This window comes from Sphingopyxis sp. BE259 (genome assembly GCF_031457495.1).
Lineage (GTDB): Bacteria > Pseudomonadota > Alphaproteobacteria > Sphingomonadales > Sphingomonadaceae > Sphingopyxis.
This window is the reverse complement of sequence record NZ_JAVDWM010000001.1, coordinates 2,656,979-2,672,958: the sequence shown is the minus strand read 5'-3', so window position 1 is coordinate 2,672,958 and position 15,980 is coordinate 2,656,979. Positions and strand designations below refer to the sequence as shown.

The 15,980-nt window shown below is 64.2% G+C and carries 13 protein-coding genes; 6 read left to right on the top strand and 7 right to left on the bottom strand.

Annotated elements, in window-relative coordinates; translation table 11 throughout:
• Positions 1 to 9 precede the first annotated feature (9 nt).
• The 4 genes from rsmA to J2X44_RS12910 form a co-directional block, all read right to left on the bottom strand.
• Positions 10 to 825: a 16S rRNA (adenine(1518)-N(6)/adenine(1519)-N(6))-dimethyltransferase RsmA gene (gene rsmA / locus J2X44_RS12925; protein WP_405053404.1), complete on the bottom strand. Its 816-nt coding sequence runs from the start codon at positions 823 to 825 to the stop codon at positions 10 to 12.
• Positions 826 to 845: 20 nt separating this feature from the next.
• Positions 846 to 1,865 carry a 4-hydroxythreonine-4-phosphate dehydrogenase PdxA gene (gene pdxA, locus J2X44_RS12920; RefSeq protein WP_310084697.1) on the bottom strand — a complete coding sequence of 340 codons (1,020 nt, stop codon included), beginning with the start codon at positions 1,863 to 1,865 and terminating at the stop codon, positions 846 to 848.
• Positions 1,865 to 3,205, bottom strand: a complete 1,341-nt coding sequence (locus J2X44_RS12915; RefSeq protein WP_310249303.1) for a peptidylprolyl isomerase — start codon at positions 3,203 to 3,205, stop codon at positions 1,865 to 1,867. The genes pdxA and J2X44_RS12915 overlap by 1 nt, the downstream gene beginning before the upstream one ends.
• Positions 3,206 to 3,339: 134 nt before the next feature.
• Positions 3,340 to 5,643 (bottom strand): LPS assembly protein LptD, encoded by a 2,304-nt coding sequence (locus J2X44_RS12910; protein WP_310084693.1) that lies wholly within the window; start codon positions 5,641 to 5,643, stop codon positions 3,340 to 3,342.
• 131 nt (positions 5,644 to 5,774) lie between these two features.
• Here J2X44_RS12910 and J2X44_RS12905 point away from each other — a divergent pair, with 131 nt between their 5' ends.
• The 3 genes from J2X44_RS12905 (at position 5,775) to ndk (ending at position 8,318) form a co-directional block, all read left to right on the top strand.
• A complete protein-coding gene (locus J2X44_RS12905; protein WP_310084690.1) occupies positions 5,775 to 7,244 on the top strand; it encodes a leucyl aminopeptidase in 1,470 nt (489 codons plus the stop codon).
• A gap of 113 nt (positions 7,245 to 7,357) precedes the next feature.
• The gene (locus J2X44_RS12900; RefSeq protein ID WP_310084688.1) at positions 7,358 to 7,807 is read left to right on the top strand and encodes a DNA polymerase III subunit chi; all 450 of its coding nucleotides are present in this window, start codon (positions 7,358 to 7,360) and stop codon (positions 7,805 to 7,807) included.
• Positions 7,808 to 7,895: 88 nt separating this feature from the next.
• Positions 7,896 to 8,318, top strand: a complete 423-nt coding sequence (gene ndk / locus J2X44_RS12895) for a nucleoside-diphosphate kinase (protein WP_293843015.1) — start codon at positions 7,896 to 7,898, stop codon at positions 8,316 to 8,318.
• Between the two features lie 61 nt (positions 8,319 to 8,379).
• Here ndk and J2X44_RS12890 read toward each other — a convergent pair whose 3' ends face one another.
• From J2X44_RS12890 to purM, 3 genes are all read right to left on the bottom strand, one after another.
• On the bottom strand, positions 8,380 to 9,522 hold the full coding sequence (locus tag J2X44_RS12890; protein ID WP_310084685.1) for a hypothetical protein: 1,143 nt from the start codon (positions 9,520 to 9,522) through the stop codon (positions 8,380 to 8,382).
• A 74-nt stretch (positions 9,523 to 9,596) separates the two neighbouring features.
• Positions 9,597 to 10,547 (bottom strand): phosphoribosylglycinamide formyltransferase, encoded by a 951-nt coding sequence (purN, locus tag J2X44_RS12885; protein WP_310084683.1) that lies wholly within the window; start codon positions 10,545 to 10,547, stop codon positions 9,597 to 9,599.
• A 127-nt stretch (positions 10,548 to 10,674) separates the two neighbouring features.
• Positions 10,675 to 11,781 carry a phosphoribosylformylglycinamidine cyclo-ligase gene (purM, locus tag J2X44_RS12880; protein WP_310084681.1) on the bottom strand — a complete coding sequence of 369 codons (1,107 nt, stop codon included), beginning with the start codon at positions 11,779 to 11,781 and terminating at the stop codon, positions 10,675 to 10,677.
• A 159-nt stretch (positions 11,782 to 11,940) separates the two neighbouring features.
• Here purM and J2X44_RS12875 point away from each other — a divergent pair, with 159 nt between their 5' ends.
• Genes J2X44_RS12875 through J2X44_RS12865 form a run of 3 tightly spaced genes read left to right on the top strand, consistent with a single transcriptional unit; the run spans position 11,941 to position 15,976 of the window.
• Entirely contained in the window at positions 11,941 to 13,161 is a 1,221-nt protein-coding gene (locus J2X44_RS12875) for a heavy-metal-associated domain-containing protein (RefSeq protein ID WP_310084680.1), read from the top strand.
• A complete protein-coding gene (locus tag J2X44_RS12870) occupies positions 13,161 to 13,817 on the top strand; it encodes an HdaA/DnaA family protein (RefSeq protein ID WP_310084678.1) in 657 nt (218 codons plus the stop codon). Before J2X44_RS12875 ends, J2X44_RS12870 begins: the two co-directional genes overlap by 1 nt.
• Complete coding sequence (locus J2X44_RS12865) at positions 13,808 to 15,976, top strand: RNA degradosome polyphosphate kinase (RefSeq protein ID WP_310084675.1); 2,169 nt, start codon at positions 13,808 to 13,810, stop codon at positions 15,974 to 15,976. The genes J2X44_RS12870 and J2X44_RS12865 overlap by 10 nt, the downstream gene beginning before the upstream one ends.
• Positions 15,977 to 15,980 lie beyond the last annotated feature (4 nt).

Sequence of the window (15,980 nt, the reverse complement as noted above, 5' to 3'; positions counted from 1 at the left end):
CGAACGGCTCTACGCCCCGAGCGCGCGCGCCAAGGCCACCCATTCGCCGACGCTGACCGTCTCCGCGCGGCGGGTTGGGTCAATGCCTAGGGCCTCGGCCGCGGCGACCGCGCCTTCGATACCTTTCAGGCTTTGCCGCAGCATCTTGCGGCGCTGGCCGAACCCCTTTTCGGTCAGCTTGGACAGTAATTTCGGATTGATCCCCGCGGGTTGATCCGCAGCCACGACGTGAACGATCGCCGACATCACCTTGGGCGGCGGGGTGAAGGCCGAGCGGTGGACCTTCATCGCGATCTTCGCCGTCGATCGCCACTGCGCCAGCACCGCGAGACGGCCATAGGCGCTGGTATCGACCGGGGCGATAATGCGTTCGGCGACCTCCAGCTGGAACATCAGGGTCAGCGATTGCCAGCGCGGCGGCCATGCGGCGGGTTCGAGCCAGCGCGTGAACAGCGCGGTGCCGACATTATAGGGTAGGTTGGCGACGATATGATAAGGCGCGCCGCCGGTCAGCGCGTCGATGTCGACCGCCATCGCATCGTCGGCGATCACCGTCAGCTGGCCGGGAAAGGCTTCGGCGAGTTCGGCGAGCAGCGGCAGGCAGCGATCGTCGCGCTCGACCGCGATCACTTTTGCACCGGCGCGCAGCAACGCGCGGGTCAGCCCGCCGGGGCCGGGGCCAACCTCGAACACCGTGGCGCCATCGAGGTCGCCGGGAATCGCGGCGATGCGATCGAGCAATTGTTCGTCGAACAGGAAATTCTGGCCGAGCGCCTTGCTGGCCTGCAGCCCGTGCGTGCGCACCGTCTCGCGCAGCAGCGGCAGCTGGGGTGCGGGGCGGGGGCTCACTTGGCGGGGGCGCAGCTGCGCTCGCGCGCCGTCGCCAGCTTGGCGGCCATGGCGATCGCTGCGATCGTCGGGCCGGGGTCGGCCAGACCAGTCCCGGCGATGTTGAACGCGGTGCCATGGTCGGGCGAGGTGCGGATGATCGGCAGGCCGAGGGTCAGATTGACCCCATCGTGGAAATGCAGCGCCTTGAACGGGGTTAGCGCCTGATCGTGATAGGCACAGAGCAGCGCGTCATAACGGGCGCGGACGGCGGGCGCGAACAGGCTGTCGGCGGCGAGCGGGCCATCGACGATGATGCCTTCGTCGGCAAGCTGGGCTACCGCGGGTGTCATGATGCGATCTTCTTCGCTGCCGAGCTGGCCGCTTTCACCGGCATGAGGGTTGAGCCCGGCGAGCGCGAGGCGCGGATTGTCGATCCCGAAATCGCGTTTCAGACCGCGCACGACGATCCGCGCCTTGGCGACGATCAACTCGACGGTCAGCCGTTCGGACACCTCGATCAGCGGAATATGGACGGTCAGCGGCACGACGCGCAATGCCGGTCCGGCCAACATCATGACTGCATTGGTGGCGGTCACGCCGCAGCGTTCGGCAATGAATTCGGTCTGGCCGGGATGGGTATAGCCGATGCTGTGCAGCGCAAATTTCGATACTGATCCTGTGACCAGTGCCGAACTGGCCTGGTTGCGGGTCAGTCCGATGCCGGTTTCGAGCGCGTGCAGCGCGCAGGCGGCGCCCGCCGCGGTCGGGGTGCCGGGGGTCAGAGGTCCGCTGTCCTCGAGATGCCAGACGGGCAAGGCGTCGTCGAAGGTCCGCTGAACCTGATCGATGTCGCCCACCCGGGCGATCGGTCCGTTCCAGACGGCGGTGATCGTCGCCGCATCGCCAATCGCAAAAAAGGGCGGCAAATCACTTTCGCGGCGCGCCGCCCAAGCGCGGGCGGTGACTTCGGGTCCGACGCCGGCCGGGTCACCCATGGTGACCGCGATCGGCTGTCGAAGATCGGGATACGGCATTAGCTATATTCGATCACGGCATCCCGGCGCAGGTCGCGCAGATAACGCTGGGCCCGCTTGTTGACCTTTTCCTCCAGCAACCGGGCTTCGATCTGCTCGAGGTTCGGCGCCGTGGCGGTCTGCGGCAGGTCGCGGCCGCACAGCACGAGAACGCTGACGCCCTCGTTGGCGGCGCCGAACGGTTGAGTTGTCTGGCCGACTTGCAGGTTGATCAGCGTGTTTTGCAGCGGCGCGGGCAGCGCGCGCATTTCGATGTTGTCGCGCGAGACGACGGTGGCGCCCAGTTGCGCGGCCACCGCATCGGCCGCACCACAGCCCGCGATGCCGCGCGTCGCTTCCGCGAACTGGCCAGCCAGCTCGGACGCGCGGGCCTGCGTCGTGCCGGCCGCGAAATCGAGCGAGATTTGCTTCAGGCTGAGGATCGCGTCGCGCGGATCGGCAGTCAGCACCTGGCGCCGGTCGATCATCAACATGATCGACACACCGCCGGGAACCTGGATCGGTCCGACCAGCTGGCCCGGCTGCATCTGGGTCGCTGCCTCGGCCATCGATGTCGGCAGCTGGCCGGGTTTCACCCAGCCGAGGTCGCCGCCGACGACCGCGGTCGATGCCTCAGAAAACTGGCGGGCATAGGCGGCGAAGCTGCCGCCCGCCTGCAAAGCCTGGATGATCTTCTGGGCGTTTTCAGTCACCGCCGCGACATTTTCCGGCGGCGCCGACAGATAAATCTCGCCCAGGTGGAATTCGTCCTGGCCCTTGGAATCGTTCATCCGCTGAACCACCGACGTCACCTCGTCGGTCGACACGTTCGTCGTCGACTGGATGTTGCGCGACAACAGGCGGTCCCAGGCGAATTCGCCGCGGATCTGCTGTTTGACCGCCGCCGCCGACGACCCTTTGGAGGTCAGATAGGTTGCGAATTGATCGGGGGTTTGTTTGAAACGGGTGGCAAGCCGGGCGAACTGGTCGTTGACGACATTTTCGTCGATCGTGATGTCGGCCGCCTTGGCTTCCTGAATCTGCAATTTTTCATCGATAAGGTTGCTGAACACCTGTTGACGCAGCCGCTGCACCTCGGCGGGGGGCAGCTCGACATTGTTGTTGGCGATGCGGATCAGCGCCATGCGCTGTTCGATGTCGGTGGCGGTGATAATCTCGCCGTTCACGGTTGCCGACGGACGGTAGACGTTGCTCTTGGCATCGCCGAAAATCTGGACATTGCCGGGAATGTTGAGGCTGGTCGTCGGCACTTCGTCATCGCTGACGGTCTGCGCCAGCACCGGCGTGATGCCGACGGCGGCCACGGCGATCAGGCCGATCATGGTCGAAAATTTGGTCATCTTCACCCTATTCGAGAATTAATGGCACGCTCCGTATCAGCGGATACGCCCGATGGTCCAGCGCAATCCGCCATATAGACCGTTTCGGACCTGCAGATAGCGCGCGAACGCTGAACCTAGGCTGAGCGAAGCGGTCAGAACCCTAAATTGCGGAAGGCCACGCGGAACGAGAAGCTGTTGCCGCGTCGGGCATCGCCGGTGTCGGCATAGTCGCGGCGCCAGGTCAGCGCAATCGACAGGCAGTCGTCGTCATAGGCGATGCCAAGGCGATGGCGAATGGGCTCAAACCCGTCAGCGGAACTGAGCGGGTCGTCGCTCTGCTGGGTCAGATCGACGATCGCCGAACCAAAGACCGACCAATATTGGGCGATCGCAACGCGGCCGCCGACGCGCGCCTCTTCGCGGTCCTGCAAATCCTCGCCGAGCAGCAGGATGTCGCGGTTGAGCCGCGAATAGCCCAGCACGGCATAGGTCGAGCGGCTGCCGATCGTCGCGTCAAATTCGTTGCGGCGGATCGCCAGATTGTCCTTGTCGAGCCGGTAGCGGTGGGTGAGGCGCAGGAAGTCGCGATAGGCAATCGTCGTCCGCCCGACGACATCCGACGTGCGGTCGGTCAGCCCGGTGCCGTCGGCGAATAGGCTGGGCTTGTCCGACAGGCGATAGCTTTGCCCGACGCTGCTGCTGATGTTGAACCCCGGGCGGCTGTAGTTCCATTCGACGCCATAGGTGATGCGGGCGCCGTCCTCGAACCGGTCGTAGCCATTGAAACGGTTGATCGCGAAGAGATTGCTGTCTTCCAGATCAAAGGCGCGGGCGTCTTCGTTGGGAATGTCGATATTTTCGATCGGCGGGGTGGCGACGATCTGGACGCGCGGAGTCAGCGTCTGGGTGCCGCCGGCAAATTCGCCGACGAACGGCCAGCGCATGTCGGCGGCGACGGCGGCAATGCCGCGCGCCTGCCAGCCCGATTTGCCGCGATAGCCGGGAATGGCGGTGAGCAGATTTTCGTCGCTGTGATAGACGTCGCCGCGCACCAGGGCGGTCAGCGTGACCTCTTGCCCCAGCCGCGTCAGGCCGCGCAGATCCCAGCGCGCGCCGGCAAAGGCGCGCTGGGTGTCCTGCCCCGAAGTCCGCCCGATCGCCAGCGTATTGAGCTGCAATTCGACCTGCCCGCCGAGCACCGGATCGGAGAAACGCTGGCGATAATCGATGATCGGCAACGCGATCGGCTGCTGCCCCTGTTCGTCGTTGGCGCGCAACGTCTGCGTCGCCCAGCCGGCGATCGAGAGGTAGGAATTACCGCCGATCCGTTCCAGCTCGAACGTCGAGCGCAGCCGGTCGTCGCGACTGATGTCATAGCGGCGCATGAAGGTACGGTCGGTGGCGATGCGGCCCGAATAGGTCAGGCTCCAGCGCGGATCGAACTGGAACTTGCCCGCGCTTTCCAGATAGCCGCGAAAGCGTTTGCGGCTGTCGGGGTCTTCGCCGGTCAGCGGGACCAGCGAGCTGTAGGTTGCATAGCCGTTGATCCGGAACGATCCGATGTCAGTCAGCGCCCGGAACTCACCCTCCAGCATCGGCGCCGCGCCGGTGTAGAGATGCGGGGTGATTGTGATGTCGCGGTCGGGCGCGAGACGCAGATAATAAGGCACTGCGATTTCAAAGCCGTTGCTACGGTCGAGGCGGATTTCGGGGACCAATATGCCGCTGCCCGCCTCGCTGTTCGCCGGGTGACTGAGGCCGGGCAAGGGGATCAGCGGCAGCCCGAAAATCTCCACCCGGGCGCCCTTGTAGCGGATCTTGTTCTTTGCCCGGTCATAGGTGACGCGGACGGCGCGGATCTGCCAGCTCGGATTTTTGGGGCAACCCTCGGCGTCCTCGACCTGGCAGGCGGTGTAGGCGGCGTTCTCCAGCTCGATATTGCCATTTTCGAACCGCGTGCCCTTGATCGCGGCGAGGCGCGAGCCGTTGTCGAGGACGACGAGCAGGTTTTCGACGACGCCGTCGCGCAAACTGTCGGTCAGCTCGATCCGGTCGCCATAGGCGGTATCGCCCTCGGGATTCTTGATCGCAACATTGCCCTCGGCGAACACCTGCCCAGTTTTGCGATTCCACGTCACCTTGTCGGCACGCATCGAAATCGCCTCGCGGTTCATCGCGACATTACCCTCGGCCACGACGACTTCGGTGTCACTGTCGTAATTGAGGTTGTCAGCGGCAAAGCCGACCTGGTCCTCGGCGGCAACCGCGGGGGCATCGGTGGTGACCGGCGCGATGTCGGGGGTTTGCAGGTCGGGCTGACCCGTGACTTCCTGCGCGGGGGATGATTCGTCCGTCTGCTGCGCGGCGACCGGGCTGGACAGCAGTGCGATGCTGCTCGCGGTCACCAGCCACAGCGGCGGCTTACGGCGCGTCTGTCGGAACAAAGCCCAGCTCATTGAAATACTTTGTCCCACTTATCGATCGCGTCCGCCCGGGTTGGACCGGCTGCTTTGTTTTTGCAACTCGCAAGCGAAACCCCTATCGGTCCCGCACGCTGCAATCAATCATCGCATGAGAGAGTTACCGAATGGACATTCACTTTGTCGCGCAAATCGATGCGTCTGCCGACGTCGTCGCTTTTCCGGTCCGCAAGGGCGAGCTGAACGCCTTTGTCCAGGCGCTCGGCGAGCCGCACGGCGCGCTGCTCGGCGGCGCTGCGGCACAGGCACGCTTTGAAGGCGCGGCGGGGGGCATCGCCGAAACCGCGGCGGTCGATGGCGGCCGCGTCTTGCGCCTGCTGCTCGTCGGCATCGGCGAAGGCAGCGTGAATGATCTGGAGCGCGCGGGCGCCTCGCTGACCGCGCGGTTGCAGACCAGCGGCGCCGCGGCGGTCCATGTCGATTTTGCGAGCGCTGGGGTCGTCGACCAGGAGGATGTGCTGGCGTTCGCAATGGGCGCGAAGCTGCGCGACTGGCGCCTCGACACCTATCGGACCCGCTTGGCCGACAACGCGAGACCCAGCCTCAAGTCGCTGACCATCGCGTCGCCGCACCACGACCTGACGGCGCGTTGGGCCGCGAATGAGGCGATCGCCGACGGCGTGGCGCTGACCCAGACGCTCGTCGCCGAGCCGCCAAACATCCTCTACCCCGAAAGTTTTGTCGAACGCTGCCAGCATCTCGCCGACTTGGGCGTCGAAATCGAAGTGCTCGACGAGCGCCAGATGAAGGCGCTCGGCATGGGGGCGCTGCTCGGGGTGGCGCAGGGGTCAACCCGCCCGCCGCGCTTGCTGGCGATGCGCTGGAACGGCGGTAATGACAGTGACAAGCCGGTGGTGTTCATCGGCAAGGGGGTCACGTTTGACACCGGCGGCATCAGCCTGAAACCCGGTCCCGGCATGGACATGATGAAATGGGACATGGGCGGCGCAGGCGCGGTCGCGGGCGCGATGAAGGCGATCGCGGGGCGCAAGGCAAAGGCGAATGTCGTCGGCGTCGTCGGCCTGGTCGAAAATATGCCCGATGGCAACGCGATGCGACCGGGCGATATTGTCACCACCATGTCGGGTCAGACGGTCGAGGTCCTCAACACCGATGCCGAAGGGCGGCTGGTGCTGTGCGATGCGATCACCTGGGCGCAGAAGATGTATTCGCCCAAGGTCATTGTCGATCTTGCGACGCTGACCGGCGCGATGGTGATCTCGCTCGGGCATGAATATGCGGGCATCTTTGCCAATGATGATGCGCTTGCCGACAAGCTGATTGCAGCGGGCGAGACCAGCAACAACAAGCTGTGGCGCTTCCCGCTCTCGGCGGCTTACGACAAGCTGATCGACAGCCCGATCGCCGATATGAAGAATATCGGCCCGCGCGAAGGCGGTTCGATCACCGCGGCGCAGTTCCTGAAACGCTATGTCGACGACGGTGTCGCCTGGGCGCATCTCGACATCGCGGGCATGGCGTGGGGCGACAAGGATGGTCCGGTGTGGGCCAAGGGCGCGACGGGCTATGGCGTCCGCCTGCTCGACCGATATATCGCCGAAAACCACGAGGGTTGATGTCTTTCACTTCGTCATTGCGAGCGAAGCGAAGCAATCCAGGGCGGTTTACGCGCGCTCTGGATTGCCGCGTCGCCTTCGGCTCCTCGCAATGACGGTGGTGGTTTAGTGACATGCCTCGCGTCGATTTTTACCGGCTGACCCGCGATCCCGTCGAACGGGTGCTCCCCGTCATCGCCGGGCGCATCCTGGGCACGGGCGACCGGTTGCTGATCGTCGCCGCCCCGGCGATGCAGCGGCAGGCGATCGACGAGGCGCTGTGGACGCTGACCCCCGCCAGCTTCCTGCCGCATGGCGCCGCGGGATCGCCCGACGAGGCGATCGAACCGATCCTGATTGCGGGAACGCTCGACCCGCCGCCGCCCAATGACGCCCGACTGGTGGCGCTCGCCGACGGCGAATGGCGCGACGAGGCGCTGGGTTTCGATCGTATCTTCCTGCTCTTCGACAACAGCCGCATCGACGATGCCCGCGCGACGTGGCGCACGTTGTCGGCGCGCGCTGATGTCGATAACCGCTTCTGGAAACAGGACGAAAACGGGCGCTGGTCGGAAGGGCCGTAGGTCAGGACGCGCTCTATCCTTGCGATGCAGCAAAAGCGCGGCTAGAGGCGCGCGCATCGCAGACCATAATAACCTAGGAGCTTCCCCCATGGCGGTTACCCGCACCTTTTCGATCATCAAGCCCGACGCCACGCGCCGCAACATCACCGGCGCGGTCACCAAAATGCTGGAAGACGCCGGCCTGCGCGTCGTCGCGTCGAAGCGCATCCACATGAGCCGTGAACAGGCCGAAGGCTTTTACGCGGTCCACAAGGAACGCCCCTTCTTTGGCGAACTCGTCGATTTCATGATCAGCGGCCCGGTCGTCGTCCAGGTGCTGGAAGGCGAAAACGCGATGCAGCGCAACCGCGACATCATGGGCGCCACCAACCCTGCCAACGCCGAACCTGGCACGATCCGCAAGGAACTGGCCGAAAGCATCGAAGCGAACACCGTCCATGGCTCGGACAGCGACGAAAACGCGGCGATCGAGATCGCTTATTTCTTCAAGCCCGAAGAAATCGTCGGCTAAGCACCCGACGCCTCGCGTAAAGCGAAAGGCCCGCGGATTGCTTCGCGGGCCTTTTTCGCAACTAGCGTCCGATCTGGTTCAGCGTCGCCCGCCGACAATTGTCGCCGCTGATCGCGAAATCGACCAGACGTAGGCCGGGTTTCGACCCGCCCGGCGCCATGAACAGCGTCAGCGCGCAATATTCAAAATCGCCAACCTCATATTCGACGTTGCCGGTTCTCAGCTGCTGAACGATCAACTGGCGCGTATCATAGCTCGATTCATAATCGAACGCCTTGGTTGTGCCGACCTGGCGCATCGCAGCCGGGCGGCCCCAGAATTTAATGACTTCGGCCTCGGTCCAGCCCGCCATGCTGCCGAAGATGGCTTGCTGCAACCGCGTCTTGCCCCTGAAATTCGGAAGGATGCGCGCCATGAAATTGCGTTCGTCGGTCTGGTCGGCCAGCGCCAATTCGCCCATCGCAATATAGCCGTCGAGCTGGCTTCTCAGATTAACGAGCATCTCGTCGACCCTCTGCTTCACCGCGCGTATTTCTTCCTCCGATTGCTGCCGGAGCGGCGGTGGGGTGGCGTCCGTCCAGAAGGTCGACCAGGTCAGCTCTTCGAGCGGTGACGACAAGGCGAAATTGCCGATGGGCAACAGCCCGAGATCGACCATCGGATCATAGGATTTGTCGCGGGCGGCCTTTTCCGTCGCGGCAACGATTGCCTGGCGGTCGCAGGCAATGGTGTTCACGCGGCTCAGCCATCCGTCCGGTGGCACGTCAAACCAGCCGGTTCCCTGGCGAGAATACTCCTTTCGATGGTCGCGGAAAATTGAATCAACTGTCACGATCTGCATCCGGTGCCGCGCGCAATCGGCGGCGACGCGATAATTGCTGTACCGCGGTTTCAAGGCCGATTCGAATACTTGCATCACCTCGACAAAGGCCACTTCGGTATTCTCGAACGGCGCCGGCGGCAGATCGTCCTGCTGTGGCGGCTTCCCCGACACGGGAACACCGGTCAGCGAGACATCATTGCGCAAAGTGACTTCGCTATAGTCGGCATAATAGATCGACCGATCGCCCTTCGTTTCGACGCTGTCAATCATCGCCCATTCGGCTGCATGCACCGGGAAGGCTTGCACCGCCGCGACAAGGACGACCGGGAAAAAGGCGTGGCGCATCGTCCGGATCGCTCCAACCGTTGGCGGGAGGCTCACCCTAGGGCGCCGCGTGGAACGATCAATCGGCGGTTGTGCACCAGTGCGTCTATTTCGATTGCCGGGGCCTGACCCTAAAATTCCTCTGCAACCGCCATCAGCCCCGCCAGTTTCTTCGGCGCTACCGCCAGCCAGCTCTTGCGCAGCCATTCGCCAATCGCGTCCCAGTCGGTGTCGCCCAGATCGAGCCGGATACCCACCCAGCCGTCGCCGAAATAGGCGGGGCGGTAATAGCGGTCTTCGTCCATTTCGATCAGCGCCGCCTGCTCGTCGGCGCCGCTGATCTTGACCAGCAGCGCGATCTTTCCATCGCCGTGATGATCCTCGGTGAAATAGGCGAACTTCTTGCCCTTCACGATGCCGAAGCACGGCATGCCGTGCGAGGTCACTTCGTCGGCCTCGGGCAGCGCCATCGCGAGATCACGGACGCGGGCGCGCAGATAGTCTGGGCTGCGTTCGCGCGACACATAAGCGGCGAGGGTTTGCGGATAAAGTTGATGTTCGGCAAAGCGCACACGCTCCGCCAGTGTTTCGACGGTGTCGCCGGGCAGGGTCGCGACCGGCGTCTGCGCCAGCACCGGGCCGTCGTCGACTCCCGGGGTGACGATATGGACGCTGCACCCGCCAAATTTGTCGCCCGCGTCGATCGCGCGTTGGTGGGTGTCGAGCCCCTTGTAGAGCGGCAGCAGGCTGGGGTGGATGTTGAGCATCTTGCCCGCCCAGCGCGCGACGAAATCGTCGCTCAGGATCCGCATATAGCCCGCCAGTGCGACGAAATCGGCCTTGGCCGCACGGAGTTCGGCATCGACCAGCGCGTCGAAAGCGTCGCGGTTCATGCCCTTATGCGAGAGGCTCCACGTCGCGATGCCTTCGGCGGCGGCGATCGCGAGGCCGGGCGCTTCGGGGTTGTTGCTGGCGACGAGGACCAGTTTATAGGGGCAGTCGGGGGCTTTAGCCGCGTAGAGCAGCGCCGCCATGTTGGTGCCGGCGCCGGAGATCAGGACGGCGACTTTGGCTTTGGTCATCATCGCTCCCCAACCTTCGTCATGCTGAACTTGTTTCAGCATCCATGGCCTGCTCTCTCCGCAACCGCAGCGTCGATTTCGACACCAGGCCATGGACCCTGAAACAAGTTCAGGGTGACGGGAAAAATCAACCGTGGTGCGTTGCGCTCCACGCACCCATTGCGCTCCACGTCTCTGCGCTGCCGGTCACGGTGCAGCCCTTGGTGCCCTCGGCGATATGACCGATCCGCAGCACCGTCTCACCCGCGGCTTCGAGCGCCGCAGTGACATCGACCACATCGGCCTCGCCAACCACCACCGCCATGCCGATGCCGCAATTGAACGTCCGCGCCATTTCCTCGGGCTCGATATTGCCCTGCGCCTGCAGGAACGCCATCAAACGCGGCTGGTCCCACGCATCGGCGTCGACATGCGCGTGCAAGGTTTCGGGCAGGATGCGCGGGATATTTTCGAGCAGGCCGCCGCCGGTGATATGCGCCAGCGCATGAATCTTTCCGGTCTTCACCAGCGGCAACAGGCTTTTCACATAGATGCGCGTCGGGGCCATCAGCGCGTCGATCAGCAGGATATTCTGGTCGAACAGGGCAGGGCGATCGAGTTTCCAACCTTTGTCGGCTGCGAGGCGGCGCACCAGCGAAAAGCCGTTCGAATGGACGCCCGAGGACGCGAGGCCGAGGATGACGTCGCCCGCGGCGACCTTGTCGGCGGTTAGCACCTGGTCACGCTCCACGGCACCGACGCAGAAACCGGCGAGGTCGTAATCGCCTTCGCTATACATCCCCGGCATTTCGGCAGTCTCGCCGCCTATCAGCGCGCAGCCAGCCTGTTTGCACCCCTCGGCAATGCTCGCGACCACTTGTGTGGCGACGTCGTTGTCGAGCTTGGCGGTGGCGTAATAATCGAGGAAAAACAGCGGCTCGGCGCCCTGCACGATCAAATCGTTAACGCACATCGCGACCAGATCGATGCCGACCCCGTCGTGGCGCCCCGATTCGATCGCGAGTTTCAACTTGGTGCCGACGCCATCGTTCGCCGCGACGAGCAGCGGATCGTTGAATCCCGCCGCCTTAAGATCGAAAAAGCCCCCGAAACCACCGAGGTCGGCATCGGCACCGGGACGTCGCGTGGCTCGGGCGAGCGGGGCGATGGCACGGACCAGCGCATTGCCGGCGTCGATCGACACCCCGGATTGGGCATAAGTGTAAGCGGCGGGCTGGTTGTGCTTGGAATCCATGGCACGCGCGACTAACGGTTCCAGCCGACAAATGCCATGATTTCCTTGTCGGGGTCCGACAGATTTCCTTGTCCGCGCGTGCGCTTTTGGGCAGAGCATAGAGAAGAGATGATTTCCACCGCTCCCCCTCCGTTCGCCCACCGGTTCAAAGACGCTGCATTGCCGCGAGATGGACGCTGGCTCGCGCTTTTCGGCCTGTTCTTCGCGATCCTGCTCGTCGGCGTCGTCGAGGGACAGATCAGCCGCGGCGATCGCGGCATAACGCCGATCAACAGCAGCGGCGACTTTCTCGCCAGCGGCATCCTGGTCGATGTCACCGGCGACAACGCCGATGACGCACGCACCAAGGGCTGGCGCGAGGCGCAGCGCAAGGGCTGGGCGCAGCTTTATCGCAAGCTCAACGGCAGCGATGGTCCCGCGCTCGGCGATTCGGTGCTCGACGGCATCGTCACCGCGATAGTCGTCGAACAGGAACAGATCGGCCCGCGCCGCTATGTCGCGCGGCTGGGGGTGCAGTTCGACCGCGTTCGCGCCGGACAGATATTGGGCGTCAGCGGGCGGACGCTCCGCTCGCCGCCGCTGCTCGTCATCCCGGTCTATTCGATCGACGGTATCCCGCAGGTGTTCGAACAGCGCAGTGCATGGCAGCGCGCCTGGGCCGAATATAACACTGGGCAGAGCGCGATCGACTATGTCCGCACCGCGGGCACCGGTGCCGACACATTGCTGATCAACGCGGGACAGACCGGGCGCCGCGGGCGCGTGTGGTGGCGCGTCATCCTGGATCAATATGGCGCCGCCGACGTGCTGACCCCGATTGCGCGGGTCGAGTATTCCTATCCCGGCGGGCCGATCAAAGGCACTTTCACCGCGCGCTTCGGCCCCGACAGCAAGCTGATCTCCAGCTTCACAATGACCGGCCCCAGCCCCGCGGCGCTGCCCGACATGATGGAAAAAGCGGTCGCGCGAATGGACCGCATCTACATCGACGCGCTGGCGGCGGGCGTGCTGAAGACCGATACCTATCTGGTCCTCGAAAAGCCGGTCGAGCGCGAGGACCTGCCCGAAGAGATTGTGGCCACCGACGAGGATGCGCTGCCCAGCGAAACCGACAGCAGCGTGCCGACCACCGCGCCCGCGGGGGTGCAGAGCTTCACCGTCCAATATAGTTCGCCCGACGTCGAATCGGTCACCGCGACTGAACGCGCCGTCGGCGGCATCGCGGGGGTCCAGTCGGCATCGACGACCAGCCTCGCGCTTGGCGGCACATCGGTGATGCGCGTGACCTTCCGCGGCGATATCGCGGCGCTCAGCGCGGCGCTCGCGGCGCGGGGTTACAAGGTGCAGGAGGGCGGCAGCACGCTGCGGATCAGCCGCTGATGGCGCGTTCCACCAGCCAGATCGCACTGCCGCTCGACTGGAGCGCCAGGGGCAGCAACGACGCGCCGCTGGTCGTCGGGACAAGCAACGCCGACGCGATCCGCTATCTGCGCCATGTCGCGACGTGGCCGGTGCGGACCGCGGTGCTGACCGGACCGCGCGGATCGGGACGCAGCCTGATCGGCCGGTTGTTCGCGGCGGATACCGGCGGCCGGGTGATCGATGGGCATGACAGCGTTGCCGAAGAAGCGATTTTCCACGCCTGGAACGCCGCGCAATCGTCGAACATCCCGCTGCTGATCATCGCCGATGCGCCGCCTGCCGACTGGGGGATCGTGCTGCCCGATCTCGCCTCGCGGCTGCGCGCGGTGCCGGTTCTGACGATCGCCGAGCCTGACGATTGCCTCGCGCGCGACCTGATCGAGGCGCTGTTCGCGCAGCGCGGGATCGCGCTGGCGCCCGAGGTTGCCGCTTATATCGTCCCGCGGATGGAGCGCAGCTATGCGATGGTCCACCGCATCGTGGCGGCGCTCGATGCCGCTTCGCTCGAACAGGGACGACGCGTCGGCATCCGTCTTACGCGTGAAACATTACTGTCACAGGGGCTGATCGATCCCGATCTCCTTGAACGACAGGATGGAACGATATGTCGATAGCCGGTGGGCCTCTTCGCGCCGACAATGACGCCAATACGGGGCTCCCGTCCTTCGGACCCGAACGCTTTTTCAATCGAGAACTCAGCTGGCTGGCGTTCAATCGGCGGGTGATGGAGGAAGCGCGCAATCCTGCGCATCCGCTGCTCGAACGCCTGCGCTTCCTGTCGATTTCGGGCAGCAATCTTGACGAATTCTTCATGGTCCGCGTTGCGGGGCTGAAGGGGCAACAGTTGCAGGGGATCGACGATCCGTCGGCCGACGGCCGCTCGCCGGGGCAACAGTTGGCCGAGATCGAGGCTGAGGTGAATCGCCTCGTCGATCAGCAGCAGAGCGAGTGGCAGCGGCTCCACAAACTGCTCGGCGAACAGGGTATCATCGTTCACGGCACCGGGTCCGACCGCGAACCGCTGCGCGCGGCGCTGCGTCAATATTTCATCGACCAGATTTTCCCGATCCTGACGCCGCAGGTGCTCGATCCGGCGCATCCCTTTCCCTTCATTCCCAATCGCGGGCTGGGGATCATCTTCGACTTGCAGCGCAAAGCGACGGGCGAGACGGTGCGCGAACTGGTCCTGATCCCCGCGGCGTTGCCGCGCTTCGTTTCGGTGCCGGGTCAGTCGCGCGCCTTTGTGCCGATCGAATATCTGATCGAGATTTTCGGCGACCTGCTGTTCCCCGGTTTCACCATCCGCTCGCTCGGCGTGTTTCGCATCATCCGCGACAGCGACATCGAGCTGGAGGAAGAAGCCGAAGATCTGGTGCGCCTGTTCCGCACCGCGATCCGCCGCCGCCGCCGCGGCCGTGTCATCCTGCTCGAACTTGAGGCTGACATGCCCGGCGAGATTGCCGAAGTGCTCAACGCCGATATTCAGGGGCATGAGGCGATTGTCGCCAAGATCGGGGGTTTCGTCGGGCTCGCGGCGCTTTCGGCGCTCGTCGATGTTGATCGTCCCGACCTCAAATTCCCCGCTTATTCGGCGCGTTTTCCCGAACGCATCCGCGAACATGGTGGCGATTGTTTCGCCGCGATTCGCAGCAAGGACATATTGGTCCACCATCCGTATGAAAGTTTCGAGGTCGTTCTTGCGTTCCTGCGCCAGGCCGCTGCGGACCCCGATGTCGTAGCGATCAAGCAGACGCTCTACCGCGCCGGTGACCAGTCGCCGGTGATCCGCGCGCTGATCGAGGCGGCCGAGGCGGGCAAGTCGGTGACCGCGGTGGTAGAGTTGAAGGCGCGCTTCGACGAGGAGCAGAATCTGCTGTGGGCGAACCAGCTCGAACGCGCCGGGGTGCAGGTCGTCTACGGCTTCATCGAGTGGAAGACCCACGCGAAGATTTCGATGGTCGTGCGCCGCGAAGGGCAGGGGTATCGCACCTATTGCCACTTCGGCACCGGCAACTACCACCCGGTGACCGCGCGCATCTATACCGATCTCAGCTTCTTTACCGCCGATCCGCGCGCCGGGCGCGATGCGGCGCAGCTGTTCAACTATATCACCGGCTATGTCGAGCCCGAACGGCTCGACATGATCACCATGTCGCCCCTCAACATGCGCGCCCATTTGTGCGAGCTGATCGACGCCGAAATCGCTGCGGCCAGCGGCGGACAGCCGTCGGGGGTCTGGGCCAAGATGAACAGCCTGGTCGATCCCGACATCATCGATAAACTTTACGAAGCCAGCGCGGCCGGGGTACCGGTCGAACTGATCGTGCGCGGCATCTGTTGCCTGCGGCCGGGGGTGCCGGGGCTTTCTGAAACGATCCGCGTCAAATCGGTGGTCGGCCGCTTCCTCGAACACAGCCGGGTGTGGGCGTTCGCAAATGGCGCGGCGCTGCCGCATCAGCGCGCCAAGCTGTATATCAGCAGCGCCGACTGGATGCCGCGCAACTTCGACCGCCGCGTCGAATATATGATCCCGATCGAAAACCCGACCGTCCATGACCAGATCCTCGATCAGGTGCTGGTCGCAAATTTGATCGACAATGAACAAAGCTGGGTGTTGCAACCCGACGGCGTTTATGTGCGGACAGCAACCGATGACAAGCCGTTCAATCTGCATCATTATTTCATGAACAATCCGTCGCTTTCGGGTCGCGGGACGGCGCTGCACAAGCGGCAGGACGTGCCGACGCTCGCCTTCACGACGCGCGAGGTCTGACGAT